The organism is Nonomuraea sp. NPDC051298 (assembly GCF_055586305.1).
This window is the reverse complement of the sequence record NZ_JBVJIM010000011.1, coordinates 175,601-201,410: the sequence shown is the minus strand read 5'-3', so window position 1 is coordinate 201,410 and position 25,810 is coordinate 175,601. Positions and strand designations below refer to the sequence as shown.

25 protein-coding genes and 1 pseudogene are annotated in these 25,810 nt (G+C 73.6%); 11 read left to right on the top strand and 15 right to left on the bottom strand.

The genetic code is table 11. The features are described from left to right. Together ACZ6S0_RS29355 and ACZ6S0_RS29350 are read left to right on the top strand one after the other, a co-directional pair. A complete protein-coding gene (locus ACZ6S0_RS29355) occupies nt 1-1,239 on the top strand; it encodes an SfnB family sulfur acquisition oxidoreductase (RefSeq protein WP_465922535.1) in 1,239 nt (412 codons plus the stop codon). Next, entirely contained in the window at nt 1,236-2,600 is a 1,365-nt protein-coding gene (locus ACZ6S0_RS29350) for an LLM class flavin-dependent oxidoreductase (RefSeq protein ID WP_465922534.1), read from the top strand. The genes ACZ6S0_RS29355 and ACZ6S0_RS29350 overlap by 4 nt, the downstream gene beginning before the upstream one ends. Here the strand turns inward: ACZ6S0_RS29350 and ACZ6S0_RS29345 are convergent. After that, on the bottom strand, nt 2,585-3,697 hold the full coding sequence (locus tag ACZ6S0_RS29345) for a DUF418 domain-containing protein (RefSeq protein ID WP_465922533.1): 1,113 nt from the start codon (nt 3,695-3,697) through the stop codon (nt 2,585-2,587). The two genes, ACZ6S0_RS29350 and ACZ6S0_RS29345, sit on opposite strands and share 16 nt — an antisense overlap. Nucleotides 3,698-3,829: 132 nt before the next feature. Further along, complete coding sequence (locus tag ACZ6S0_RS29340) at nt 3,830-4,630, bottom strand: aminotransferase class IV family protein (RefSeq protein WP_465922532.1); 801 nt, start codon at nt 4,628-4,630, stop codon at nt 3,830-3,832. Between the two features lie 59 nt (nt 4,631-4,689). Between ACZ6S0_RS29340 and ACZ6S0_RS29335 the strand changes: the two are divergent. Together ACZ6S0_RS29335 and ACZ6S0_RS29330 are read left to right on the top strand one after the other, a co-directional pair. Next, nucleotides 4,690-4,812, top strand: a pseudogene (locus ACZ6S0_RS29335) (MerR family DNA-binding transcriptional regulator); the annotation flags it as partial. Between the two features lie 85 nt (nt 4,813-4,897). Then, nucleotides 4,898-5,062, top strand: a complete 165-nt coding sequence (locus ACZ6S0_RS29330; protein WP_465922531.1) for a hypothetical protein — start codon at nt 4,898-4,900, stop codon at nt 5,060-5,062. Nucleotides 5,063-5,103: 41 nt separating this feature from the next. Here the strand turns inward: ACZ6S0_RS29330 and ACZ6S0_RS29325 are convergent, their stop codons facing one another. The 3 genes from ACZ6S0_RS29325 to ACZ6S0_RS29315 form a co-directional block, all read right to left on the bottom strand. Next, the gene (locus ACZ6S0_RS29325; RefSeq protein WP_344872167.1) at nt 5,104-5,547 is read right to left on the bottom strand and encodes a CBS domain-containing protein; all 444 of its coding nucleotides are present in this window, start codon (nt 5,545-5,547) and stop codon (nt 5,104-5,106) included. Between the two features lie 67 nt (nt 5,548-5,614). After that, on the bottom strand, nt 5,615-6,277 hold the full coding sequence (locus tag ACZ6S0_RS29320; RefSeq protein WP_465922530.1) for a potassium channel family protein: 663 nt from the start codon (nt 6,275-6,277) through the stop codon (nt 5,615-5,617). Then, nucleotides 6,270-7,619: a TrkH family potassium uptake protein gene (locus tag ACZ6S0_RS29315; protein WP_465922664.1), complete on the bottom strand. Its 1,350-nt coding sequence runs from the start codon at nt 7,617-7,619 to the stop codon at nt 6,270-6,272. Before ACZ6S0_RS29315 ends, ACZ6S0_RS29320 begins: the two co-directional genes overlap by 8 nt. Before the next feature lie 226 nt (nt 7,620-7,845). On the opposite strand from ACZ6S0_RS29315, the gene ACZ6S0_RS29310 reads away from it, so the two are divergent. After that, the gene (locus tag ACZ6S0_RS29310) at nt 7,846-8,226 is read left to right on the top strand and encodes an NADAR family protein (RefSeq protein ID WP_465922529.1); all 381 of its coding nucleotides are present in this window, start codon (nt 7,846-7,848) and stop codon (nt 8,224-8,226) included. 102 nt (nt 8,227-8,328) lie between these two features. Beyond that, the gene (locus ACZ6S0_RS29305) at nt 8,329-9,381 is read left to right on the top strand and encodes an aldo/keto reductase (RefSeq protein ID WP_465922528.1); all 1,053 of its coding nucleotides are present in this window, start codon (nt 8,329-8,331) and stop codon (nt 9,379-9,381) included. 25 nt (nt 9,382-9,406) lie between these two features. Here the strand turns inward: ACZ6S0_RS29305 and ACZ6S0_RS29300 are convergent, their stop codons facing one another. Next, complete coding sequence (locus tag ACZ6S0_RS29300; RefSeq protein ID WP_465922527.1) at nt 9,407-9,952, bottom strand: RNA 2'-phosphotransferase; 546 nt, start codon at nt 9,950-9,952, stop codon at nt 9,407-9,409. Nucleotides 9,953-10,048: 96 nt separating this feature from the next. On the opposite strand from ACZ6S0_RS29300, the gene ACZ6S0_RS29295 reads away from it, so the two are divergent. After that, nucleotides 10,049-10,648, top strand: coding sequence for a hypothetical protein (locus tag ACZ6S0_RS29295; RefSeq protein WP_465922526.1), 600 nt, complete (start codon nt 10,049-10,051; stop codon nt 10,646-10,648). 136 nt (nt 10,649-10,784) lie between these two features. Here ACZ6S0_RS29295 and ACZ6S0_RS29290 read toward each other — a convergent pair whose 3' ends face one another. From ACZ6S0_RS29290 to ACZ6S0_RS29280, 3 genes are all read right to left on the bottom strand, one after another. Beyond that, a complete protein-coding gene (locus tag ACZ6S0_RS29290) occupies nt 10,785-11,696 on the bottom strand; it encodes an ADP-ribosylglycohydrolase family protein (protein ID WP_465922525.1) in 912 nt (303 codons plus the stop codon). A 73-nt stretch (nt 11,697-11,769) separates the two neighbouring features. Then, a complete protein-coding gene (recD2, locus tag ACZ6S0_RS29285) occupies nt 11,770-13,902 on the bottom strand; it encodes an SF1B family DNA helicase RecD2 (RefSeq protein ID WP_465922524.1) in 2,133 nt (710 codons plus the stop codon). A 220-nt stretch (nt 13,903-14,122) separates the two neighbouring features. Then, complete coding sequence (locus ACZ6S0_RS29280; protein ID WP_465922523.1) at nt 14,123-15,253, bottom strand: acetate/propionate family kinase; 1,131 nt, start codon at nt 15,251-15,253, stop codon at nt 14,123-14,125. A gap of 127 nt (nt 15,254-15,380) precedes the next feature. On the opposite strand from ACZ6S0_RS29280, the gene ACZ6S0_RS29275 reads away from it, so the two are divergent. From ACZ6S0_RS29275 to ACZ6S0_RS29260, 4 genes are read left to right on the top strand one after another with little or no spacing between them, the layout of a single operon-like run. Beyond that, nucleotides 15,381-15,869: a (2Fe-2S)-binding protein gene (locus ACZ6S0_RS29275; protein ID WP_344872150.1), complete on the top strand. Its 489-nt coding sequence runs from the start codon at nt 15,381-15,383 to the stop codon at nt 15,867-15,869. Further along, a complete protein-coding gene (locus ACZ6S0_RS29270) occupies nt 15,866-16,834 on the top strand; it encodes an FAD binding domain-containing protein (RefSeq protein WP_465922522.1) in 969 nt (322 codons plus the stop codon). The genes ACZ6S0_RS29275 and ACZ6S0_RS29270 overlap by 4 nt, the downstream gene beginning before the upstream one ends. Further along, nucleotides 16,831-18,861 (top strand): xanthine dehydrogenase family protein molybdopterin-binding subunit, encoded by a 2,031-nt coding sequence (locus tag ACZ6S0_RS29265; RefSeq protein WP_465922521.1) that lies wholly within the window; start codon nt 16,831-16,833, stop codon nt 18,859-18,861. Before ACZ6S0_RS29270 ends, ACZ6S0_RS29265 begins: the two co-directional genes overlap by 4 nt. Before the next feature lie 51 nt (nt 18,862-18,912). Continuing rightward, nucleotides 18,913-19,401 (top strand): DUF6328 family protein, encoded by a 489-nt coding sequence (locus ACZ6S0_RS29260; protein ID WP_465922520.1) that lies wholly within the window; start codon nt 18,913-18,915, stop codon nt 19,399-19,401. Here the strand turns inward: ACZ6S0_RS29260 and ACZ6S0_RS29255 are convergent. Genes ACZ6S0_RS29255 through ACZ6S0_RS29230 form a run of 6 tightly spaced genes read right to left on the bottom strand, consistent with a single transcriptional unit; the run spans nt 19,359 to nt 25,762 of the window. Continuing rightward, nucleotides 19,359-19,676 (bottom strand): cation:proton antiporter, encoded by a 318-nt coding sequence (locus ACZ6S0_RS29255; RefSeq protein WP_465922519.1) that lies wholly within the window; start codon nt 19,674-19,676, stop codon nt 19,359-19,361. The two genes, ACZ6S0_RS29260 and ACZ6S0_RS29255, sit on opposite strands and share 43 nt — an antisense overlap. Continuing rightward, nucleotides 19,673-19,981, bottom strand: a complete 309-nt coding sequence (locus ACZ6S0_RS29250) for an MrpF/PhaF family protein (protein ID WP_465922518.1) — start codon at nt 19,979-19,981, stop codon at nt 19,673-19,675. Before ACZ6S0_RS29250 ends, ACZ6S0_RS29255 begins: the two co-directional genes overlap by 4 nt. Beyond that, the gene (locus ACZ6S0_RS29245) at nt 19,978-20,511 is read right to left on the bottom strand and encodes a Na+/H+ antiporter subunit E (protein WP_465922517.1); all 534 of its coding nucleotides are present in this window, start codon (nt 20,509-20,511) and stop codon (nt 19,978-19,980) included. The genes ACZ6S0_RS29250 and ACZ6S0_RS29245 overlap by 4 nt, the downstream gene beginning before the upstream one ends. Nucleotides 20,512-20,557: 46 nt before the next feature. Continuing rightward, the gene (locus tag ACZ6S0_RS29240; RefSeq protein WP_465922516.1) at nt 20,558-22,126 is read right to left on the bottom strand and encodes a Na+/H+ antiporter subunit D; all 1,569 of its coding nucleotides are present in this window, start codon (nt 22,124-22,126) and stop codon (nt 20,558-20,560) included. A gap of 4 nt (nt 22,127-22,130) precedes the next feature. Continuing rightward, a complete protein-coding gene (locus ACZ6S0_RS29235; protein ID WP_465922515.1) occupies nt 22,131-22,943 on the bottom strand; it encodes a Na(+)/H(+) antiporter subunit C in 813 nt (270 codons plus the stop codon). Continuing rightward, nucleotides 22,940-25,762: a Na+/H+ antiporter subunit A gene (locus ACZ6S0_RS29230; RefSeq protein WP_465922514.1), complete on the bottom strand. Its 2,823-nt coding sequence runs from the start codon at nt 25,760-25,762 to the stop codon at nt 22,940-22,942. Before ACZ6S0_RS29230 ends, ACZ6S0_RS29235 begins: the two co-directional genes overlap by 4 nt. Nucleotides 25,763-25,810: the final 48 nt, after the last annotated feature.

Sequence of the window (25,810 nt, the reverse complement as noted above, 5' to 3'; positions counted from 1 at the left end):
ATGGCACATGTGATCAAGACCGACGAGGAGGCCGTCGAGGTCGCCCGCGAGCTGGCCCGCGGCTTCGCCGAGGGGGCCGCGCGGCGCGACGCCGAGCGCGTCCTGCCCGCGGCCGAGGTCGAGGCGCTCTCGGAGAGCGGGCTGCTCGGCATCACCGTCCCGGCCGGGCACGGCGGCGCGGGCGTGCGTACGGCGACGCTCGGCGCGGTCATCAGGGAGCTGTCGGCGGCCGACGGCAGCATCGGCCAGATCCCCCAGAACCACTTCTGGTACGTCGACTGCCTGCGCGAGTTCGGCACCGAGGAGCAGCGGGCGTTCTTCTACCGCGAGGTGCTGGCCGGACGCCGCCTGGGCAACGCAGCCGTGGACGCGCGCGGCCCCGGCGGCGAGCGCGAACGCGCCGTGCTGCGCCCGCACGAGGACGGCTACCTCGTCTCCGGGCGCAAGATCTACTCGACCGGCGCGTTGTTCGCGCACTGGGTCCCCGTCGCCGCGCTGGGCGACAGCGCCCCCGCTGACGGAGAGGTCGCCGACGGCGAGACCTACACGGTGGCGTTCGTGCCGCGCGAGAGCCCCGGGCTGACCGTGGTGGACGACTGGGACGGCTTCGGGCAGCGGACGACGGCCAGCGGCACCGTCCTGCTCGACGACGTGTTCGTGCCCGCCGCGCACGTCATGCGAGTGCGCCGCGACGGCGGCGGCACCTTCCGCAGCTTCGGGCTGCTCATCCACGCCGCCATCGACACCGGCATCGCGGAGGGCGCGCTGGCGGACGCCGCCGCGTTCCTGCGCGGCTACCTGAGGGGCGGCTACGGCAGCGTCGGCGCCACTGGCGGCCCGCCCGGAGGGCTGGTCGAGAAGGTCGTGGAGGACCCGGTCGTCGTACAGCGCTTCGGCGAGCTGGCCGTGCTGACCAGGGCCGCCCGAGCGCTGCTGGAGAGCGCGGGCGACGCCGTCGACCGGGCCCGCGCCGCCCTGCCGGAGGACTTCGAGCACCTGGCCGACGAGGCGGCCGTCGCGATGGCCGCCGCCCGCGCGCAGGCCGACCGGGCCGCCAACCGGGTGACCGGCGAGTGGTTCGAGCTGGCCGGGGCGAGCGCCGTACGCGGCCCGCTCAACCTGGACCGGCACTGGCGCAACGCCCGCACCCACACCGTGCACGACCCGCGGCGGGCCAAGGTGCACGACGTCGGCAACTACCACCTCAACGGCATCGCACCCAGGAGCCTCACCCGATGAGCGGCCTCATCCACTTCAACCTGTTCGAGATGAACTGCGTGGGCCACATCCAGCACGGCCTGTGGACCCACCCCGCCAACAACCGCCACCGCTACACCGACCTGGAGTACTGGACGGACCTGGCCAGGCTGCTGGAGCGCGGCCTGTTCGACGCCGTCTTCCTGGCCGACGTCGTCGGCGCCTACGACCGTTACCGGGGCGGGCCCGAGACCGCCATCCGCGAGGCCGTGCAGATCCCGGCCAACGACCCGCTGCTCGTGGTGCCGGCCATGGCGGCCGTGACGCGGCACCTGGGGTTCGCGGTGACGTTCTCCACCACGTACGAGCCGCCGTTCGCGCACGCCCGCCGCATGTCCACCCTCGACCACCTGACCAAGGGCCGGGTGGCGTGGAACATCGTGACCTCCTACCTGCGCAGCGCGGCCCGCAACTTCGGCCTCGACGACGAGATCGAACACGACCTGCGCTACGAGATCGCCGAGGAGTACCTGGAGGTGCTCTACAAGCTGTGGGAGGGGAGCTGGGAGGACGGCGCCGTGCTGCGAGACCGCGAGCGGGCCGTCTACACCGACCCGGCCAAGGTGCACGCCATCGAGCACGTGGGCAAACACTTCCGGGTCGCCGGGCCGCACCTGTCGGAGCCGTCGCCGCAGCGCACCCCCGTCCTGTACCAGGCGGGCAACTCCGAGCGCGGCAAGGACTTCGCGGCCAGGCACGCCGAGGCGGTGTTCACCGGCGCCGCCTCCCCGGAGGCGCTGCGGGAGGAGATCGCCGACACCCGGCGGCGGGCCGCCGCTTTCGGGCGCGATCCCGCGCACATCACGTTCTTCCCCAGCGCGTCCGTCATCGTCGCGCCCACGGAACGGGAGGTCGAGGCCAAGGTCGCCGAGCTGCGGCGGCACATCAGGCCGGAGGGGTTCCTGGCGCAGCGGGGCAGCGGCATCGACCTGGCCGCGTACGGACCGGAGGAGCTGATCGACGACATCGTGGCCCGCGGCGGCGACTTCACCGAGCGGGCCGTGCGCCCCCTGGTCGGCCGGGGCCTGCGGGTGCGCGACGTGCTCGGCTCCGTCGGCCGGATCGGCGGGGGCGGGCCGTTCTTCGTGGCCGGCACGCCCGGTCAGGTCGCCGACGAGATCGAGCGCTGGGCCGACGAGAGCGGCGCCACGGGCTTCAACCTCATGCAGTACCTGTCGCCGGGCACCGCCGAGGACTTCATCGACCTCGTCGTCCCCGAACTGCAACGCCGGGGCCGCTACCGCACCGCGTACGGCGACGCGACGCTGCGCGAACGGCTGCTCGGCCCCGGCGCGCACCGCCTGCCCGCCACCCACCCGGGGGCCGCCTACCGGCGGGCCTGATCGCGGGTCCGCCACGGGGCCTGGTAGGCCCACTGCCAGGCCAGCTCCAGCGGCCCGCGCTCGAAGCGGCGCAGCCACAGGGACGAGCCCGCCATGAACGACAGGCAGATCCCCGCCCACGCCACCGGCACCCACCAGGGCCGCCACCCGTCGAGCCGGTCCGCGAGCCCGAGTCCCCAGTCGTAGCAGAGCACGCCGGCCGCCACGTTCTGGAAGACGTAGCAGGACAGCGCGGTCCTACCGACGCCGCCGAGCCCCCTGCGCAGCACGCCGGGGGCCCCGCGCAGGCCCAGCACGATGGAGGTGATCAGCCCCAGCAGGCCCAGCGAGACCAGCGGCGCCACGAGGTAACGGTCGACCATGAACCAGCCGGGCCCGCCGAACGCGGTGCACAGGTTCAGCGGCACCCCCAGGCCGAGCCCGACGGCGATCAGCCTGCCGCGCAGGCGCGCGCCGCCCTCCTCGAAGACCCCGGCGCGCAGCAGGCGGGCGCCGAGCAGGAACAGCACGATGCCCATCGGCACGATGAGCACCAGCTCCGCGCGGAAGATCCCCGGGTTCTGCAGCCGGAACAGCACCTGGTCGAGCCAGCCGCCGGGCGGCGCCGCGCCGGTGACCTGCCCCTGCCCGGTCATCAGGCCCAAGGTGACCAGGCCCACGACGGCCACGTGCAGCGCGCCCGCGACTGCCATCCACGTCGTGACCGTACGCGCGCCCCGGCCCACCAGGTACGCCACCACCACGGAGGTGATCGCGTACCCCATCAGCACGTCGAACTCGAAGACCAGCACGTAGTGCAGCACGCCCTCGCCGAACAGCAGCGCCGCCCGCCACAGGTACCGGCCGGGCCAGGTCGTCCCCTTGCGTACGGCGCTGCGGTACTGCAGCTCCAGCCCCACGCCGAACAGCAGCGTGAGCAGCCCGAGGAACTTGCCGTTCGACAGGAACCGCAGGAACGTCTCCACCGCGCCGCCGCTCCCGCCGCCGAGCAGCTCCATGGGGCCGGCGGGAGAGGTGAAGATCCAGATGTTGGTGCCGAGCGTGCCCAGGATGGCCACGCCGCGCAGCACGTCGAGTGCGTCGATGCGTCTGCTCACGCTCTCAACTGTGCCGGTGCGCGGGGCCGCCGTGATCGTCCTGGGGAGCGAAAGGGGTCGTACATCGATCGATGTACGGCCCGCGACTTTGGTCTCGCGCGCAGGTCAGGCGGGCGGCGCGGGCTGCGGCGGTCAGGGCGCGGTGAGGGGCTCGCTCTCGTACGCCTCGTGCAGCAGCCGCAGGAACGTCGGCGCCTCGGGGACGGGTACGGAGCCGATCCGGTGCACTGGCACGCCCGGCGTCCAGGAGTTCATCACCACGGCGCCGGCCAGCGCGGGCAGGTCGTCGAGCGTGATCTCCCTGACCTGCTGGGGCACGCCCAGGCCGTCGAGCCGGCGGCGGACGATGCCCATGGTGACGCCGGTCAGCATCTCGGCCTCGGGCCAGACGACCGTGGAGCCGTCCCAGAAGGCCAGGTTCCAGATCGTCGCCTCGCTGAGCCGGCCACGGCGGTCGAGGAACGCGGCGTCGTCGAAGCCCCGGGCCACGGCCTGGCGCAGGAAGTAGGTCTTGGCCACCTCGCCGACGTGCTTGACGGCCGGGAGGGCGCGTTCGTGCTCGACGACGTCCAGCGCGAGCGGCCCGGCGGGTCCGGAGGCGGGCGGCCCGGTGCGGACGAGCACCTCGGGCTCGACGTCCGGCCCCGCGACGGTGAACTCACCTGCCGGTGAATAAATGGTGGCCGTCAGCGAGAGGTCGGCCCCGTCGGGGATGGCGGCCCGCAGCAGGGCCCGGATGCGGTCGTCGGGCAGCGCCCGGCCGAACAGCTCGACGGAGGCGTGCCGGAGACGGGCCAGGTGGAGGTCGAGGCCGCGTACCCGGCCGTCGCGGATCTGCATGGCGGTGAAATGGGCGTAACCCGCGAACGCCAGCGGCGCCAGGTCGCCGGCGCTCGCCGCGCGGCCGTCGCGGTGCACGACAAAGGTGGACATGATGCCCTCCAGGGTGGTCGGAATGTGTGTTCAGGACTGGACGTTAAAGCTTCACACCGATGGAAAGGTCAAACTACGGGGTGGGTGAGATGCTGATCGGGGAGCTGTCCCGGCGCACGGGGGTCACCTCGCGGCTGCTGCGCTACTACGAGGATCAGGGGCTCCTCGCCGCCGGGCGCGGCACGAACGGCTACCGCAACTACGACGAGGACGCCGTCGTCACCGTGGCCCAGGTGCGCGCTGCTGAAGGCCGGGCTGTCGACCGAGGTGATCCGCACGGTGCTGCCGTGCGTGCGGGGCGAACGTCCGGAGTTCGACTGGTGCGCGGAGCTGTGGGACATCCTGAACGGCGAGCTGGCGGCCATGGACGAGCGCATCGACGACCTGCAGCGCAACCGCGCCACCCTGGCCACCTTCCTGACCGGCCCCTGAGCCGCCCCGATCTGCCCGATGCCGCCGGCGGCGGGCCGGGGTCAGAGCTGGAGGGCGTGGTCCAGCAGGGACTGCAGGGTGACGGCGCCGGTCAGGCGGCCCTCCTCCACCACCGCCACCAGCGGGCTGCGCGTACGCGCCATCAGCGCCGCCAGCTCCAGCACCGTCGCCTTCGGGTCGGCCACCGGCAGCTCGCGCGGCTGCTCCGGCAGGCACTCGCGCACGGTCTTGCCCCCGAGCCGGTGCAGGAACCGGTCGGCGTGCGCCTCGTCGACCACCCGGGCCAGCGCCGGATCGTCCTGGCAGTAGGCGGGCACCGCCAGGCGCAGCACCTGCGTGCCGGGCAGGATGCTGAACGGCCGCCCGTGGTCGTCGACCAGGATGAGCCCCGGCAGGTCGCGCTCGGCCAGCAGCCTGGCCGCCTCCAGCGCCGGGGTGTCGAGAGCGACCGTCGGGAACTCGACGGCGAGATCGCGTGCGCGCATCAGTGGCCTCCGACCTCCAAGCCTAGCCGGGTCCGACCCCACTCAGGTGATCGGCGCGGGCAATGGTTCAGGGGAGTTCGGCGAAGCGCTCGACCTGCTCCGTACGCCCCGACACCAGCACGATGTCCCCGTACGTCAGCTCAGTCTCAGCCGTCGCGTACGTGAACTCCTCGCCCGGCGGTTTCACGGCCACGATCGTGACGCCGTACTTGCGGCGCAGGTTGGAGCGGCCGAGGGGGATGCCCACGTACTCCTTGGGCGGGCTGGTCTTGGCCAGCGCGAAGTCCTCGTCGACCTGCATGTAGTCGAGCATGCGCCCGTTTACCAGGTGGGCCACCCGCTCGCCCATGTCGTGCTCGGGGAAGACGACGTGGTGGGCGCCGATGCGGCTCAGGATGCGGCCGTGCTGGGTGCTGATGGCCTTGGCCCAGATGTCGTTGATCTCCAGCTCGACCAGGAGCGACGTGGTGAGGATGCTGGCCTCGATGTCGCTGCCCACGGCCACCACCGCCTGGTAGAAGTCGGCCACGCCGAGCTGGCGCAGCGCCTCCATGTCGGTGGCGTCGGCGGTGGCGATCTGGGTGATGCGCCCCGCCAGGCCCTGGGTGATCTTCGGACGGTGGTCGATGGCCAGGACCTCGGTGCCGCGCCGGGTGAGCTCCAGCGCCAGCGACGTGCCGAAGCGGCCCAGGCCGATGACGACCACCGGATTGCTCGTGTAGTCAGCCAACGATGACTCGCTCCTCGGGGAGTTCGTAGTGGCGGGTCCGCCTGTTGAGGGCCAGCGCGGAGCCCAGGGTGAGAGGGCCGAGGCGGCCGACGAACATGAGCAGCACGAGCAGGAGCTGACCGGCCGTGCCGACGTCGGCGGTGATGCCGGTGGACAGGCCCGCCGTGCCGAACGCCGCCACCACCTCGAACATCACCCGGTCGAGGTCGTGCGGGGTGAGGGCGAGCAGCACGTACGTGGCCACGCCCACCAGCGCCACCCCCAGCACTGTGATCGTCACCGCCTGGCGCTGCGTGGTGTCGGGCAGGCTGCGGTGGCCGACGTGTACCCGGCTCTCGCCGCGCAACTCGGCCCACACCACGAACGCCAGCAGCCCGATCGTGGTCACCTTGATGCCGCCCGCCGTGCCCGCGCTGCCCCCGCCGATGAACATCAGCAGGTCGGTCGCCAGCCAGCTCGACGGATGCATCTCGGAGATGTCGAGGACGTTGAACCCGGCCGAGCGCGGCATGACCGCGGTGAAGAAGGCCGCCAGCAGCTTGCCGGAGTCGTCGAGCGCCCCGAGCGTCTTCGGGTTGCGCCACTCGGTCAGCAGGAAGACCAGCGTGCCGAGCACCAGCAGCGTCACCGACACGCCCACCGTGATCCGGGTCAGCACGCTCCACCTGCGCGGGTGCCGCCAGGAGCGGGCCAGCTCGAACACCACGGGGAAGCCCAGCCCGCCCACGATGCAGGTCACGGCGATGGTCAGGCAGATCCAGGCGTCGGAGACGAACCGCATGAGGCTGTCGGACCAGAGCGTGAACCCGGCGCTGTTGAACGCCATCACCGCGTGGAAGGCGCCAAGGTAGGCCGCGCGGCCGAACGACTCGTCGTACGCGATCATGAAGCGGCCGGTGAGCACGACGGCGGTCAGCACCTCGCACAGCAGGCTGAACAGCACCACCTTGCGGATGACCCGCCGGATGTCGCTCATGCTCAGGGACTTGGTCTCGGTCTGGGCCACGATCCGGGCGCGCAGCCCCAACCGGCCCGAGATGAGCAGCGTGAACACGGTCGCCATGGTCATGATGCCGAGCCCGCCCGCCTGGACCAGCCCGGCGATCACCAGCTCGCCGAACACCGACCAGTGCGCGGCGGTGTCGACCACCGCCAGCCCGGTCACGCACGCGGCCGACGTCGCCGTGAACAGCGCGGCCACCCAGCCCGCCGACTCGCCGTCGGTGGTGGCGATGGGCAGCATGAGCAGGAGCGTGCCGGTCGTGATGGCCAGCCCGAACCCGATCGCCACGACCTGCGCCGGATGCGTGAAACGGGACGAGAGCGGTTTGAGCACCCCCATCACCGAGCCCCGCTCCACTCCGCAGAGCAACGGTCGCACATCGTGAACGCCTCCCCGAGCAGCCGACCGGCAGTCTCATGCCGACCAGACTTCCCGGCGCGCCGTGCACTACCGTAACAGCCCGGTGGGCGCCAGCGTACCGGCACGTCCTTGACGACGAAACCACGCGTTCTTGACGCCCCCGGTGCCGTACGCTACCGGTCCCCGGTGTGGGACGGTGAGGGACATGTCCGACGAGATCCCCATGACGGTGGACGCGCTCATCGCCGCCGAGCGGTCCGGCCGCCGTCTCAAGTACGTCTTCTTCTGGGGCCACCAGCCCGCCCGCGACGGCGGCGCCGGTCCCGGATGCCTGAGCCAGTGGTGGCCGGTCACCTTCACCGAGGACGGGCACACGTTCGCCTCGGCCGAGCACTACATGATGGCCCACAAGGCGTGGCTGTTCGGGGACGGGGAGCGCGTCCTGGTGGAGGCCAGCCCCCGTGACCGGGTGTGGGGCATCGGCCTGGCCGCGGGCGACGAGCGCGCCGCCTCCCCGGCGGCGTGGCAGGGGCTGAACCTGCTCGGCTTCGCGCTCATGGCCGCCCGTTCCGCGCTGAGTGTCTAGCCCGGGGGCGGTGGCCAGGACGCGTACTTGATCTGGAGTCGGCTCCAGGACGTAGGGTCGCTCCGCAAGCGTCTCCGCCGACCGTCAGGGAGTTCGACCACCATGCGCTACCGCGTACTCGGGGGCACCGGCATCGAGGTGAGCGTCCACTGCCTGGGCGCCATGATGTTCGGGGCCGTGGGCAACACCGATCACGACGAGTGTGCCCGGATCATCCACACCGCCCTCGACCAGGGCGTCAACTTCGTGGACACCGCCGACATGTACTCCTCGGGCGAGTCGGAGGAGATCGTCGGCAAGGCGTTGCAGGGGCGGCGGGACGAGGTCGTCCTGGCGACCAAGGTGCACTTCCCGATGGGGGAGGGGCCGAACAGGGGCGGCAACTCGCGGCTGTGGATCACGCGGGAGGTCGAGGAGAGCCTGCGGCGGCTGCGTACGGACTGGATCGACCTCTACCAGGTTCACCGGCCCGACCACACCACCGACGTCGAGGAGACGCTGGCGGTGCTGACCGACCTCGTCCGGCAGGGGAAGATCCGCGCGTTCGGCTGCTCGACGTTCCCCACCGAGGAGATCGTCGAGTCGCACCACGTCGCCGAGCGGCGCGCGCTGTACCGGTTCAGGACCGAGCAGCCGCCGTACTCGCTGCTCGCGCGGGGCGTGGAGAAGGACGTGCTGCCGCTCTGCCGCCGGTACGGCATGGGCGTGCTCACGTGGAGCCCGCTGGCCAGCGGCTACCTGTCGGGCCGCTACCGCAAGGGGCTGCCCGTCGACATGTCCGCCGGACGCGCCAAGCTCACGCCGCACCGCTTCGACCCCGCCCTGCCCGAGAACGTGGTCAAGCTGGAGGCCGTCGAGCAGCTCGCCGAGGTGGCCGACGGGCTGGGCAGCACGCTGCCGCAGCTCGCCGTGGCCTTCGCCGCCGCGCATCCGGCCGTCACCTCGGTGATCACGGGGCCGCGTACCCTGGCGCAGCTCGAAGACCTGCTGAAGGGCGCCTCGCTCACGCTCGACGACGCGACGCTCGACCGCATCGACGAGATCGTCCCGCCCGGCACGAACCTCTACCACCCGGACGGCGCCTGGCGCCCGCGCTCGCTGACCGACCCGGCCCAGCGCCGCCGCCCTCTCGGAGAACGCGCCGCCTCCGCCTAACGCCCGGCTCGGCCCCGGGTAGGGCTCAGGACGGGAACCGCAGGTACGCCGGAGGCACGCGATCCACCAGCCAGACCCCGTTCGCGCTGAGCCGGAACGTGTGCCCGTCGGCGCGCATCGCCCCCGCCGCCACCACCACCAGCACCACCGGAGCCCCGCGCCGCGCCCCCACCCGGGTGGCCGTCTGCCGGTCGGCGGACAGATGCACGTGGTGCCGGTTCATCGCCCGCAGGCCCTCGGCTCTGATGGCCGCGAGGAACCGGCCCACGGTGCCGTGGTAGAGCACCTCCGGCGGCTCGGCCGCGGGCAGGCCGAGATCGACCGGCACCGAGTGGCCCTGGCTGGCCCGGATCCGCCCGTCCTCGAGCGCGTAGCGGCGTTTGTCGTTGGACGCGACGACCTCCCACAGCTCGTCGGCCGTGATCGGGAACCCGTGCTCGGCCGCGGCGCTGAGCAGCTCCTCCACCTCCACCCAGCCGCCCGGGTCGAGGGTGAGGCCGATGCGCCGCGGGTCGTGCCGGAGGTGCCTGGCCAGGTATTTGGAAATGCGTGTCATACGACGCTCGTCCATCGAGGACATGCTCGCGTACCCGGCTTCCGCCGCCAAGCCGATTTCGAATGCGTCTCAATGTTCCACCGCGTCACACGGGCATGAGACGTTCTCCTGGTGACCGCGCAGATCCCGGACACGATCGACGTCGACGCCACGCCCCACGCGCTGGCCGCCGTGGACGGCGCCGAGCCGCTCTTCGAGCCCGCCGGGCACGGCATCGTGCCAGGGCCGTTCCACACGGCCTGCTACCGCGGCTTCGTCTGCTCCTTCACCGTGGACGACGGGCGCCTGATCCTGCGGGAGCTGACGCTGGGCCCGCACGCGACCGTGGCCGGGCGCCCGGCCTCCGGCGGCACGGCGATCTTCGGGACGCCGCTCGCCGAGGACACGGAGGACGGCTCCTTCACGGTCGCCCCGCTGCGGGTGGACGTGCCGTTCACGGGCAGGCTGCTGGCCGGGCGGGGCCTCATCGGGGACCTGCAGGTGAACATGGGATACGCGCCCGGCTGGAAGTACGAGCACGTCGTGGAGCTGGTCCTCGACCGGGGGCGGCTGGCGGGACGGCGGGACCGCTCGCCCGAGGTGGCGGCGATCCGCCGCGCCATCCTCGCGGGCACCCTGCCCGACCCCGACGGCGAACGGGGCGGCAAGGGCTGGGTCACCCGCACGTTCAGCCTCGCCTTCGAGCGCACCTTCCCCCTCGGCATCCGATGAGCGGGACGCGGCGCGCCCGCCCACGGCCGATCACGGCAGCTCAGCCCATGGCAGACCAGTCGGCCCAGCCCGTGGTGGGTGCGTCGGCGGAGCCAGTGGCGGGCGCGTCGGCCCTGCTCGTGGCGGGCATGTCGGTTCAGTCCGTGGCGGGCGTGTCGGGACGGCGTGGGGCCGGCACGTCGGCCCAGGACGGGGGCGGTTCGCTCTGGCGCAGCCACTCCGGTGGCGGCGGCGTGCGGGCGCCGACGATGCCGCCCACGATCGCGCACGTCGTGTCCACGTCCCCGCCGGCCGCCGCCGTGGTCCAGAAGGCGGCGGCGTAGTCGTTCAGGTGGCGGGCGGCGACCCAGAGCGTGAACGGGACGGTGTCCTGGGCCGAGACGGCCCGGCCGTTGCCGAGCCGCCGCGCGGCGAGCACCGGGTCGCTGATCGTCAGCAGGCGGCGGGCCAGCGCGATGCCGTCGCGCACCGGACCCGGCGGCGTGTGCCGCAGCACCTCGTCGATGAGCCCGCCGGGAGTCGGCCGCGCAGGGGCCGCCGCGACGGCCGCCGCCACGGCCACCGCGACCGCCCCGGCCGCCGCCTCCGGGTGCGTGTGCGTGACCTCGGCCGACAGCCGGGCCTGCGCCGCCGCCAGCGGCACGTCTCCGGCGAACCATGCCCCGAGCGGCGCCACCCGCATGGCCGCGCCGTTGCCCCACGACCCCTTGCCGTCGAACAGCTCGGCCGCCAGCGCCCGCCAGTCGCCGCCCTGCCGGACGAGGCGCAGCATCCGGCCGGTCGCCGGGCCGTAGCCACGGTCGAAGTCGTGGTGGTCGGCGAACGCGCGGGCGAGCAGGTCCTGGTCGACCCGGCCGCGCCCGGCCAGGACCTGGTGGACGGAGCAGGCCATCTCGGTGTCGTCGGTCCACTGCCACGGCCCCGGCGGCGGCGTACGCTCGCGCAGCGCCTGCCTGTTGGCCGGGACGAAGAACTGGGAGCCGAGCGCGTCACCCACGAGCAGACCGTGAAGGGAGGCGGTGGCACGAGCCAGGGAGTCGGCTGACATCACCGACCATTGTGGCATCCTGCGATGAGTCGTGAGTCGGGCCGACCACGGCACCGGGGTGCCGGAACCGGGGTCAGGTGTCGAGGCCGAGGGTCAGCCGCCGGGCCAGGCCCGTGTTGCGGCGGTGCCCCAGCCGGTGGACGGCCAGCTCCAGCGCCTCCCGCTGCCCCACCAGCACCACCCACGCCTTGGCCCGCGTCACCAGCGTGTACAGCAGCTTGCGCCGCAACATGATCCCCCCGGCCTCCGCCACGATCGGCGCCACCACGAACGGGTATTCGCTGCCCTGCGACCGGTGGACGCTGATGGCGTACGCGTGGGTGAGGTCGTCGAGCTCGTCGAACCCGTAGCGGACGGTCTCGCCGTCGTCGGTGCGGATCTCGACCGTACGCTCCTCCCGCACCACCGCCGTCACCGTGCCCGTCTCCCCGTTGAAGACGCCCTTGTCGTAGTTGTTGCGGATCGGCATCACCCGGTCGCCCACCCGGAACACGGTGGCCCCCGACCAATGTTCGGGCTTGTCGTCGGCGGCCGGGTTGAGCTGGTCCTGGATCAGCCGCCCGAGCGCGGTGGCGCCGGTGTCGCCCTTGCGCATCGGGCACAGCACCTGCACCTCGCCCGGCTCGACGCCCTGCTTGCGCGGGATCGCCACCATCGCCAGGTGCGCCACCCGCCTGGCCACCTGCTCGGGGTCGTCGAGCTCCTCGAACCAGAAGCCGCCCCCGCCCGGCGTGCCCGGCAGCCGGCCGGCGCGGATGCGGTGGGCGGCGTCGACGATGCCGCTGCCGTCGGCCTGCCGGAACACGTGCGTGAGCTGGACGCGCGGGATCGCCTCGGCCCGCAGCAGGTCGGCCAGGACGTCGCCGGCGCCGATGCTGGGGAGCTGGTCGCCGTCGCCGATGAGCAGCAGGTGGCAGCCGGGCCGGACGGCGGCGGTGAGCCGGGTGGCCAGGTGCAGGTCGAGCATGGACGCCTCGTCGACCACGATCAGGTCGGCCTGCGAAGGCCGCTCGTCGAACAGCGTCTCGGGGTCGGGATCGGGCTGCTGGGCCAGCATGCGGTGCACGGTCATCGCGGGCAGCCCGGTCAGCTCGGACAGCCGCTTGGCCGCCTTGCCGGTGGGGGCGGTGAGCGTCACCGTGCCGCCCCCGGCCCGCACCGCCGTGGCGATGGCCCTGACCGTGTGGCTCTTGCCGCACCCCGGCCCGCCCGTGATGATCGAGACGGTGCTGGTCAGCGCCATCGTCATCGCGGCGCGCTGGTCGTCGTGCAGCTCGGGGTCCTCGCGGAACGAGCGCAGCGGCAGCGTCGAGCGGGCCCGTACGAGCGCCGTGAGCTGGGCGGTGAGCGCCACCTCGCGGCTGTGCACGTGCTTGAGGTAGGCCACCGCCTGCCCAGGCCGGTCGGGCGCCGCCTCCACCACCAGCCGCCGCTCGGCCGCCAGCGCGTCGATCATCGGCCGGACGAGGTCGGGATCCTGCTCGATCAGCTCGGCCGTCTCCCTGACCAGCGTGGGCACGGGCACGAAGCAGTGGCCGTCGCGGTTGCCGGCCGCCTCCAGCCGGTCGAGCAGCGCCGCCTGGATCCGTTGCGGGCTGCGCTCGGGCACCCCCGCCTGCAGGGCGATGCGGTCGGCGATGCGGAAGGCGATGCCCCTGACCCGCCCGATCAGCCGGTAGGGGTCGGTGGCCAGCACCTCGTCGGCGTCGTGGCCGAACACCTGGTAGATCTTGGCGGCCAGCAGCGGGCTGACCCCGAGCCCCTGCAACGTCACCATGAGCGCGGCGATGGCCTTCTGCTCCTGCCACGCCTGGACGATCTGGCCCTGCCGCTGCGGCCCGATGTTGACGACCTCGGTGAGCCGCGCGGGCTCGGTGTCGATGACCTTGAGCGTGGCCTCGCCGAAGTGGTCGACGATCGCGTACGCCAGCCGCGGCCCGATGCCCCTGATCAGCCCCGACCCCAGGTAGACGCGGATGGCCCGGACGGACGACGGGGTCACCCGCTCGCAGGCGCTGACCGCGAAGCGCCGGCCGTGACGGGCGTGCCTGCCCCACTCGCCCAGCAGCCGCAGCGTCTCGCCCGGCTGCACCCCGGCCAGCGCCCGCCCGGTGGCGACGAACTCGGGCTCGCCGTCGGCGCTCATGCGCGCGACGGTGTATTCGTCGTCACGGACGTAGACGAGCTGCTCGACGGACGCCTCCACACGGGAGATCCAACCATCCGCGACCGACAAACGCCTCACCCAGGGCGCCTCACCCGGCAACGAGCCGCCCGATCACATGCCGTCCGAGCACCAGCGTCCGGTCACACGCCGTCCGGTCACACGCCGTCCGGTCACACGCCGTCCGGTCACACGCCGTCCGGTCACACGCCGTCCGGTCACACGCCGTCCGGTCACACGCCGCCCGAGCACCAGCGGCCGGTCACACGTCCTCGGCCAGCATGCGCAGGCATTCGCGGGCGAGCTGGAGCTCTTCGCGTACCTGGACCACCAGGACGGGCACGGCCGCGTCGCCGGCGCTGACCGGGCCGTCGTCGTGCCGGTTGCCCAGCACCGGCGGGCCCACGCCGAGCAGCCCGAGCCGCCCGCAGACGGCCTCGCGCACCTCGGGCTGGTCCCAGCCGATCTCCCCCGTGAACACCAGCGCGTCGAGGCGCCGCAACGAGGTGGCCGCGGCGGCGATCTCCCGGCTCACCCGGTGGGCGAACACGCGCAGCGCCAGCCCGGCGGCCGCGTCGCCGTCCCGCTCGGCCGCCACCAGCTCCCGCGTGTCCGCGGAGCGGCCTCGGGACAGCCCCAGCAGGCCAGAACGGCTCTCCAGCCCCTCGGCCAGCTCCGCCACCGACAGGTCCCCCTGCCTCAGCAGCCACACCAGCATCCCCGGGTCCACGCTGCCGGAACGCCTGCACATGGGCAGCCCGTCCAGCGGCGTGAAGCCCATCGAGGTGTCCAGGCTGCGCCCGCCCGACACGGCGCACACCGAGCAGCCGCCGCCCAGGTGGACGAGCACGAGGTCGAGTTCGGCCAGGGGCCGTCCGAGCAGCTCGGCCACCCGGTCGGCGGCCCACGCGTACGACAGGCCGTGGAAGCCGTAGCGGCGCAGGCCGTACCGGTCGCGCCACTCGGCGGGCAGGGCGTAGGTGGCGGCCTCGTCGGGCAGCCCGGCGTGGAAGGCCGTGTCGGGGCAGAGCACGTGCGGCACGGCGGGCAACTGCTCGCGGGCCGCGTCCAGCAGCGCCAGGGCGGGCGGCAGGTGCAGCGGAGCCAGGCTGGTCAGGCCGCGCAGCGCCGCCGCCGTCTCGTCGTCGGCGACCGCGGGCGCGCGTACCACGTCGCCGCCGTGCACGAGCCGGTGCGCCACCGCCCTGATGTCGCGGTCGAAGTGCCCGCCGAGGAACCTGTCCAGCTCCTCCCCGGCCGCCGCGGGGTCGACGGCCCGCTCGGACCGGGCGCTGTCCAGCAGGCTGCCCCCCTGTACGAGGTCGAGCCGCAGACTCGACGATCCGGCGTTGACGGTGAGGATCGCCGCCTGCTCCGCGGTCTGCTCGTCCATGGCCCGGCCCATGCCCGCCCGGCTACCCCCCACCGTTCCGCCAAAACGGACGCCAAGGGACGAACGGCTGATCCGGCTTTACCGCCCTCAGGGGTTGTCCCTTCTGCGGCTCGGGTAGTCGTGCGCCATGGAAATCACCCTGCAGGTGAACGGCGTGCCCCGCACGGTGGACGTGGACCCGCGGATGTCGCTGCTCGACCTGCTGCGCGAACGTCTCGGGCTCATCGGCGCCAAGAAGGGCTGCGACCACGGCCAGTGCGGCGCCTGCACGGTCCTGATCGACGGGCGGCGGGCCGTCTCGTGCCTGGCGCTGGCGGTGGCGGTGGACGGCTCGCAGGTCACCACCGTCGAAGGGCTCGCCGACGGTGAGAACCTGCACCCGTTGCAGGCCGCGTTCATCGAGCGCGACGCGTTCCAGTGCGGGTACTGCACGCCGGGGCAGCTCTGCTCGGCGGCCGGGATGCTGGGCGAGCCGGGCCCGAGCGCCGTCACCGGCGACCTCCTCGCCGACCCCGAGCTGACGCCCGAGGAGATCAGGGAGCGGATGAGCGGCAACCTGTGCCGATGCGGCGCGTACGTCAACATCGTCAGCGCGATCGCCGAGGTGGCCCGGTGAAACCCTTCGAGTACGCCCGCGCCGCCACCGCCGCGCAGGCCGTGCGCGGCTTCGCCCCCGGCACCATGTACCTGGGCGGTGGCACCAACCTGGTGGACCTCATGCGGCTGGGCGTGGCCGAGCCGGAACGCCTGCTCGACGTCAGCCGCCTGCCCCTCGACGCCATCGAGCCCGTGGGCGACCGGGTGCGCGTCGGCGCCGCCGTCCGCAACAGCGACCTGGCCGCCCACCCGCTCATCCGCGCCCGCTACCCCATGCTGGCCCGCTCGGTGCTGGCCGGCGCCTCCGGCCAGGTCCGCAACGTCGCGACCGTCGCGGGCAACCTGCTCCAGCGCACCCGCTGCGCGTACTTCCAGGACGTCACCCGGCCCTGCAACAAGCGCCGCCCCGGCTCCGGCTGCCCCGCGATCGCCGGGGACCACGCCGGTCTGGCCGTGCTCGGCGCGTCCGGCGCCTGTGTGGCCACCCACCCGTCCGACATGGCCGTCGCCCTGGCCGCGCTGGACGCGCAGGTGCACGTCACCGGCCCCGGCGGCGACCGGATCATCCCCATGCCGGGGCTGCACCGCCTGCCCGGCGACGAGCCCGAGCGTGACACCGTGCTGGAGCCCGGCGACCTCATCACCGCCGTGGAGCTGCCGCCGCCCCCCGAGGGCGCCTCGGCCTACAGGAAGGTGCGCGAGCGGGCGTCGTTCGCGTTCGCGCTGGTGTCCGTCGCGGCCGTGCTCGACGTACGCGACGGCGCGGTCGCGGGCTGCCGCGTCGCGCTCGGCGGCGTGGCCCACGTGCCCTGGCGGGCCGAACGGGCCGAGCGGGCGCTGGCCGGCGGCCCGGCCACCGGGGAGGCGTACCTGCGAGCCGCCGAGACCGAGCTGGAGCAGGCCGGCCCGCTGCCGCGCAACGCCTTCAAGGTGCCGCTGGCCCGCAACCTGATCGTCGCCACGCTGGAAGGGCTCACGCCGTGAACCGCGTCGAGGCCCGCGTCAAGGTCACGGGGCTGGCCACGTACGCCGCCGAATACCCGGTCGCGGGCGTCACGTACGCCTGCGCGGTGCAGTCGCGCATCGCCAAGGGCCGCATCAAGCGCGTGGACGGCGGCCAGGCGCTGGAGATGCCCGGCGTGCTGGCCGTGCTGTCCTGCGAGGACCCGCCCCGCCTGGCCGAGGACGCCGATCCCGAGCTGGCGCTGTTCCAGAGCCGCGAGGTCGCCTACCGGGGCCAGCTCGTCGCCGCCGTCGTCGCCGACACCTACGAGAACGCCTGCGCCGCCGCCGCGGCCGTGCGCGTCGACTACGACCCCGACGACCACGACGTCCGCCTGAGCGCCGACCACCCCGGCCTCTACCGGCCGGAGGTCGTCAACCCCGGCCTGCCCACCGACACCGGGCACGGCGACGTCGAGGCCGGTCTGGAGGCCGCCGCGGCCACCGTGGACGTCACGTACGAGACGCCCGTCCTGCACAACAACCCGATGGAGCCGCACGCGGCGCTGGCCTTCTGGGACGACGAGGGCCGCCTGATGGTGTACGACACCGCGCAGGGCGCCACGGCCAGCCGCGACCTCATCGCCGCGACCCTGGGCCTGCCGCCCGAGCGGGTACGCGTGGTCTCCAGGCACGTGGGCGGCGGGTTCGGCTCGAAGGGCACCACCAGGCCGCAGGCCGTGCTGGCCGCGCTCGCCGCCAGGGCCGTGGGCCGCCCGGTCAAGATCGTGCTCACCCGGCAGCAGATGTTCGACGTCACCGGCTACCGCACGCCCACGATCCAGCGGCTGCGGCTCGGCGCCGACCCCGAGGGGCGGCTGACGGCGCTGGAGCACGTCGCGTACGAGCAGAGCTCCACCCTGGTCGAGTTCGCCGAGCAGACCGCCGTGGTGGCCCGCGTCATGTACGCCACGCCCGCGCTGCGCACCGCGCACCGGCTCGTCCGGCTGGACGTGGCCACCCCGTCCTGGATGCGCGCCCCCGGGGAGTGCCCCGGGATGTACGCGCTGGAGTCGGCCATGGACGAGCTGGCCTACGCCGCCGGCCTGGACCCGGTCGAACTGCGCGTCCGCAACGACGCCGAGACCGAGCCGGACAGCGGGCTGCCGTTCAGCTCGCGCAACCTGGTGGCCTGCCTGCGCGAGGGCGCCCGCCGCTTCGGCTGGGAGCACCGCGACCCGGCGCCGGGGATCAGGCGCGAGGGGGAGTGGCTGGTCGGCACCGGCGTGGCCGCCTCGACGTACCCGGCCAGGCGGCTGCCCTGCAAGGCAGTGGCCACGGTGCACGACGGCGACTTCCTCGTCCGGCTGGCCGCCGCCGACATCGGCACCGGCGCGCGCACGGCGCTGGCCAGGATCGCGGCGAGCACGCTCGGCGTCGCCCCCGAGCGGATCCATCTGGAGCTGGGCGACAGCGACCTGCCGGACGCGCCGCTCGCCGGGGGCTCGATGGGCATGGCCTCGTGGGGGACGGCGGTCGTACGCGCCTGCGAGGACCTGCGCCGCGACGGCAAGGAGGGCCGCGCCGACACCGCCGAGGAGATCCGGGCGGACGCCCCGCTCGCCCGGCACGCGTTCGGCGCCCAGTTCGCCGAGGTCCGGGTCAGCGCCGTGACCGGCGAGGTGCGCCTGGCGCGGCTGCTGGGCGTGTTCGCGGCCGGGCACATCGTGGACGCCACGCTGGCCAGGTCGCAGTTCATCGGCGGCATGACGATGGGCGTGGGCATGGCGCTGATGGAGGAGACGCTCACCGACGCGGAGTTCGGCGGCTTCCTCCACCGCGACCTGGCGCAGTACCACGTGCCCGCGTGCGCCGACGTGCCCGACGTGGAGGCGGTCTGGCTGGAGGAACGCGACGGCGCGCTCAACCCGATGGGCAGCAAGGGCATCGGCGAGATCGGCATCGTGGGCACGGCCGCCGCGATCGGCAACGCCGTCCACCACGCCACCGGCCACCGGGTGCGCCAACTGCCCATCACTCCGGCGAAGATCCTCGTACCGAGGTTTTAGCGCCGCCCGGCTTGGAAGAGGAAGCCTCTTGTATTCGGGGTGGGAGGCGGTGTGAGGCACGAGTCTCGATGGGAGCGCGCGGACCGTAACTTCGTCGAGCTGCTCCAGGGCGCGCGGGTGGCGGTCACCGGCGTGCAGGTGCTGTTCGCGTTCCTGCTCACCGTGCCGTTCTCGCCCGGGTTCGCCCGGCTGGGCGAGGTCAACCGGTGGCTGTACTACGCGGCGCTGGTCAGCGCCGCGATCGCGTCCGTCTGCTACATCGCGCCGACCGCGCAGCACCGGGTCCTCTTCCACCAGGGCCGCAAGGAGACCCTGGTACGGCGTTCCAGGACGTACGGCATCCTCGGCGCGTTCGCCCTGGCGGTGTCGATGACCACGTCCACCATGTTCGTGGTCGGCTACCTGTTCAACGCGACGCTGGCCTGGATCACCGCCGGCCTGGTGGCCGTGCTGGCGCTGTGGACCTGGTTCGGGCAGCCGAGCCTGGACCGGGCGGATCACTCGTCGGACGGCGGCCCGGTGTCGTCGCCGGACGACTGACGCGGGTACGCCGCCCGCGCCACCATGTACGCCGCGACCGACACGGTGACCACCTGGGAGAGGCCCACCAGCAGCAGCGGCCCGGCGTCCGTCCAGGTGGGCCGGTGCAGCCACATGGCCAGCAGCACCAGGAGCACGCCGAGCACCTGCGGCTTCGTACCGGCGTGCATGCGCTCCAGCGTGGTGCGGAAGCGCACCAGCCCCACCCCCGCCGACAGCGCGAGCACCGCGCCGGTCAGCAGGCAGGCCCCGGCCGCCACGTCCAGCGCCCTCATCGCGGCCCCTCCTCCGCCCGGCCCGAGTCCCCCGCCCGGCCCGATTCTCCCGTGCGATCGGCGAAGAACCGGGCCAGCGACACCGACCCGACGAACCCCAGCAACGACAGGACCAGCAGGATCGGCAGGTCGGAGTAGTCGTTCCTGATCACGGCGAACGCCCCGACGCCGCACATCGACAGCGACGTGAACACGTCCAGCGCCACCGCCCGGTCCAGCATCGACGGCCCGCGCCCCACCCGGTAGAGCGCGGCCGCCGCGCCGCAGCCCAGCAGGGCCAGCGTCAGCAGGTACACCGTCGTCATCCCAGCTCCTCCCGGTCCCGGCGGGTGCCGAACGCGGCCACGATCCGCGACTCCAGCCCCGCCACGTCGGCGCGTACGGCGTCCGCGATGTCGCCGGGGCGGCCCAGCACGTGCAGCAGCAGCTCTCCCGGATACCGTTCGACGACCAGGCTGCCCGGCACCGTGGTCAGCGCGATCATGATCATCACGGTCATCGACTCCGACGACGTGCGCAGCGGCACCCGTACCAGCCGCACCGGCGGCGGCCCCGGATGCGCCACCCAGAAGACCACCCGGACGGTCGAGGTCACCATGTCCCAGCCGAACCAGAGCAGGAACCGCACGAGCGGCAGCGGGCGCACCCGGATGCCGGGGTCGAGCACCGGCAGCGGCAACGCCCACGTCACCACCAGGCCCGTCACCAGCCCGCCCAGCACGTTGCCCGCCGACAGGTCGCCCCACAGCGTCACCCACACCAGCGCCAGCCAGGCCACCAGCGGCAGCGGCACCCGCCGCCCGAACAGGCGCGGCGCCAGCACGTCCCGCCTCACGGGAGCCTCACCACCCCGCCCGGCCCCGCCCGCCCCCGGCCGCGCCTCATGACGGCCTCCCGAGCACGGCCGTGACGTACGGCTCGCGCGCCATCAGCTCGGCCGCCGCCCGGTGCGCCAGCGCCGACAGCGGCCCCGCCAGCACCGTGAACGCCAGCCCCAGCACGACCAGGGCCGACACCGCCACGGTCAGGCCAGCCGGCAGCCTGGTCGTGGTCACCGTCGGGTCCTCGCCGGTGTACTCCTCGCTCTCCACGACCTGGCCGGGAAGCTCGGAGCGCGGGCCGCGCCAGAACGCCTTGCCCCACGTCTTGGCGACCGCGTACAGCGTGAGCAGGCTCGTCACCAGCCCCGCCGCCACCAGCGTCACCGGCAGCCACCCCCCTCGGGCGAACCCGGCCTGCACCAGCATCAGCTTGCCGAGGAACCCCGACATGGGCGGGATGCCCGACAGGTTCATGGCCGGGACGAAGAACAGCACGGCGATCAGCGGCGTCGCCGTCATCAGCCCGCCCAGCCGGGTCACCGACGTGGTGCCGGTACGCCGCTCGACCAGCCCCGTCACCAGGAACAGGCTCGTCTGCACGGTGATGTGGTGCACCACGTAGAAGATCGCCCCCGCCAGGCCCGCCACCGTGGACAGCGCCACCCCGAACACCATGTACCCGATGTGGCTGACCAGGGTGAAGGAGAGCATCCGCTTCATGTCGGTCTGTGCCACCGCGCCCAGCACCCCGGTCAGCAGGGTGGCCAGCGCCACCCACATCAGCAGCGTCGAGACCGGCCCGCCGGGGAACAGCAGCGCCTCCAGGCGGATGATCGAGTAGACGCCCACCTTGGTGAGCAGCCCGGCGAACACGGCCGTGGCCGGGGCGGGCGCGGTGGGGTAGGAGTCCGGCAGCCACGCCGACACAGGGAAGATCGCCGCCTTGATCGCGAAGGCCAGCAGCAGCGTCAGCTCCACCAGCGTCCGCACCTGCGCGGGCAGGGTGGAGAAGCGCTCGGCGAGCTGGGCCATCGACAGCGTCCCCGTGGCGCCGTAGGTGACGGCCAGCGCGATCAGGAACAACATCGACGACGCCAGCGCCATCACCGTGTACGTCGCCCCCGCCCGGATCCGCGACTCGGTGCCGCCGAACGTGAGCAGCACGTACGAGCCGCTCAGCAGCAGCTCGAACGCCACGAACAGATTGAACAGGTCGCCCGACAGGAACGCGTCGGCCACCCCCGCCACCATCACCAGGAACGCCGGATGGAAGATCGCCATCGGCGCGTCGTGCTCCTGCTCGTCGTACGCGCTCGTCACCGAGTACGCCATCACGCAGAACGTCACCGCCGACGACACCACCAGCACCAGCGTCGAGAGCCGGTCGGCCACCAGGCAGATGCCGACCGGCGCCGCCCAGCCGCCCAGGTCGGTCACCAGCGGCCCGCGCGAGTCGGCCGCGACCAGCAGCACCACCGAGACGGCCAGCGACAGGCCCAGCGTGCCCAGGCTGATGAACGACTGCAGCCGGCGCAGCCGCGCGCCGATCGCCAGCTTCACCCCGGCCGCCAGCAGCGGCAGCAGCACGGGCACGCAGACGAGGCTCTCCAGCCGGATCGGGCCGTCCATGGCGTCAGTCCTCGCCCTCCAGCTCGGGGTCCTGGGCCAGGGCCTGGCGCTCCCGCTCCTCCCTGATCGCCGCCCGCAACTGCCTGCGCGACTCGCGCTGGCGGGCCCTGAGCTTCCTGCGCAGCGTCTTCTCCCTGGCCGTCTGCTCCCTGCGGCCCCGCTCGTACTCCTCGCGCAACTGCTCGATGCGTTCGAGGTTGCTCAGGCCGCCCAGGTCGTCGCGCAGGCCCACGTCCTCGAAGCGGCGCTGCAGCTCCTCCTCCGTCACGCCCCGCTGCCGGTGCCCGCGCATCCACCGCTCCAGCTCGGTGTGCACGCGGGCGATGCGCCGCTCCAGATCGGCCTCCTCCAGCCGCTCCCGTTCGGCCTGCTCGGCCTGCAGGTTCGCCAGCTCCGCCCGCTGCTCGACGACCAGCCGCCGGTAGGCGTCGCGCCGGGCGCGTACGGCGTCGCCCAGCTCGCCGCGCCGGGCGCGCAGCCGTACGCGGCGGTCCTCGGTGTCGTCCTGGACCTCGTCGCTGCCGGTGAGCTGCCACGAGCGGTGCACCAGGGCCAGCAGGAACGCGGTCACCCCCAGGGTGATCACGATGGCGGTGAGGACCATGGCCTGCGGCAGCGGGTCGGCCATGCCGCGGTCGCCCACGAAGGGCGGGCCGCCCGCGTCGCCGCCGGAGGTGACGATCAGCAGGTTCACGCCGTTGCCGAGGACGATGACGCCGGCCAGCACCCGTACCAGGCTCCGCTCCAGCAGCAGCGTCACGCCCACGGTGATCATCACGCAGCAGGCGGCGAACGGCGCCAGGGAGACGCTGTTCACGCCCGCCCCTCCGCGCCACTCCCAGTGGCGTCGCCCACAGCGGCGCCGCCCGCGGTGGTCTCGGCCCCGGGCTCCGTGTCGATCTGGCGGTCCAGCTCGCCGCCCAGGGCGCGCAGCACGTCCTGGACCATGCCGACGACCGACACGTAGACGCCGAGGTCGAACAGCAGGCCCGTGGACAGGTGCACGTGTCCCACCACCGGCACGCTCACGTCCGTGGCCAGCATCTCCAGCGCCGCCCGTCCGAACAGCAGCCCGATCAGCGCCGTGCCCGCCGACAACGTCAGCCCGGCCCCCATGAGCACGCCCGCGTGCACCGGCACCGCCGCGGCCAGCTCGTTCCTGCCTCCCGCCAGGAACCGCACCGTGATCGCCAGCCCGGCCACGATGCCGCCCGCGAACCCGCCGCCCACCGCGCTGTGCCCGATGACCATCAGGAACACCGACAGCGCCAGCACCGTGTGGAACGTCAGCCGGGCGGCCACCTCGAACGCCAGCGCCCGCTGCCCGCGCGGCAGCGTGGCCGCCAGCCAGTGCGTGCCCCGCCGTCGCCCCGCCTCGCTCGGCTCGATCCGGTACGCCCTGCGCCGCAGGAACACCAGGCTCGTCACGCCCAGCGTCAGCACCACGAGCACGGCGCTCTCGCCCAGCGTGTCCCAGGCGCGGATGTCGAGGATGATGGCGCTGACGACGTTGCGGGCCCCGGCCTGCTCGGCCGCCCCGCCCATCAGCGCGCCGACCGGCTCGGTGGTCCGCGCGGCCGTCGCCAGCATGCCCGCGCCCGTGGCCACCACGCCCACGGCCAGCCCCAGCCCCAGCCGGAACGGCATCGGCAGCCGCCCCTTGACCGGGTCGACCGGCAGCCGCCGCAGCACCAGCGCGAACACCACCAGGCTCAGCGTTTCGGCGAGGAACTGGGTCAGCGCCAGGTCGGGGGAGCCGTGGGCGAGGAACAGCAGCGCCGTGCAGTAGCCGGTCAGGCCGGCGACCAGGGCCAGGAGGATGGAGGCGCGGGCGTACAGCGCCAGTACGGCCGCCGCCGTCAGCAGCACGGCGATCACCGGCTGCTCGGGCCGCTGCCAGGCCACGACCGGCACGTCGAGGTGGGGGGCGCCCCCGTACGCGAGGGAGAACAGGCCCACCCCGACCGTCGCCACCAGCGTCAGCACCAGGTAGTCGGGCAAGGAGCCGCGCTGGATGAGGCCGGTCACCTGGATGGCGAACCGGTCCAGCCGCCGCACCGCCGACCAGAACACCTGGCCGGAGTCCACCGCCTGCAGCGCGACGCCCGTCTGCGCCACCGGCTCCCTGGCCAGGAACAGCAGCACCCCGGCCGCCAGCGCCGCCGCCGACAGCAGCAGCGGCAGCGAGGGCCCGGCCCAGGCCGCCAGGTGGGCCTGGTGTCCGGGGTCGCGGAACGTGCCCGTGTAGCCGGAGACCGCGCCCGCGTACCAGGGGGCGAACGGCGCGAGCGCCAGGCCCAGCACCGACAGCAGCGCGGCCGGCGCGAACATGGCGGCGGGCGTCCCGCGCACCGGCCGCGCCTGCCTGCCCGGCTTGCCGGCGAACGCCCCCCACAGGAACCGCAGCGTGTACGCCGCCGTCAGCGCCGCCCCCGCCACCACCCCCGCCAGCGTGAACGGGGAGTCCAGCAGCGACTCGAGGGCCGCCTCCTTCCCCGCGAAACCCGCAAGCGGCGGCAGCCCCGCCATCGACGCCCCCGCGAGCACCGCGACCCCGCACACCCACGGCGCCGCCCGGCCCACGCCGCTCAGCTCCCGCAGGTCACGGCTGCCGGCCGCGTGGTCGACGATGCCCACCACCAGGAACAGCGCCGCCTTGAACAGCGCGTGCGCCACCAGCATGCCCGCCCCCGCCAGCGCCGCCCCCCGCGTGCCCGCCCCGAACAGCACCACGAGCAGGCCGAGCTGGCTGACTGTGCCGTAGGCCAGCAGGCGCTTCAGGTCGTTCTCCCGCAGCGCCCGCCACCCGCCCAGCAGCATCGTCGCGACCCCGAGCGGCACCGCCACCGCCCGCCACCACGCCAGGTCGCCGAACGCCGGGCCGAGCCGGGCCAGCAGGTACACCCCCGCCTTCACCATGGCCGCCGCGTGCAGGTACGCCGACACGGGCGTCGGCGTCGCCATCGCGGCCGGCAGCCACGTGCTGAACGGGAAGATCGCCGACTTCGACAGCGCCCCCGCCAGGATCAGCACCAGGGCGGCCGGGGCCAGGGCGGGAGGGTGGGCGACGATCTGCGAGATCCGGTAGCTGCCGGCCGCCTGCCCGAGCAGCACGGACCCGGCCAGCATGGCCAGGCCGCCGAACGTGGTGACCACCAGCGCCTTCATCGCGGCCTGCCGGCTCGTCCGGCTCGCGGGGTCGTACCCGATGAGCAGGTAGGAGAAGATGGTGGTCAGCTCCCAGAACACGTACAGCAGGAGCAGGTCGTCGGCCGTCACCAGGCCCAGCATCGAACCGGCGAAGGCCACCATCACGCCGCCGTAGCGGCCGAGCCCGGCCTCGCCCTCGGGGAAGTAGCGGGCGCTGTAGCAGAGCACGAGCACGCCGACCCCGGTGACCAGCGACATCATCACCACGGCGAGCGGATCGACGCGGAACGACAGCTCCAGCCCCAGCACCGGCGCCCACGGGGTGCTCTCCCGGCTCGGCAGGCCCCGCACCGCCAGCCAGATCGTGTACGCGAGCCCGGCGGCCGGGGGAAGGGCCAGCAGGGCGAAGGAGGCGCGACCCAGACGGGCCACCAGCCAGGGAGCGCAGGCCGCCGCCACCGCGTGCAGGATCAGCAGCGACTCCATGGGCTCCTCGGGCGGGAATCTCCGGCTACGTCCGCCCAATCTCTCCCG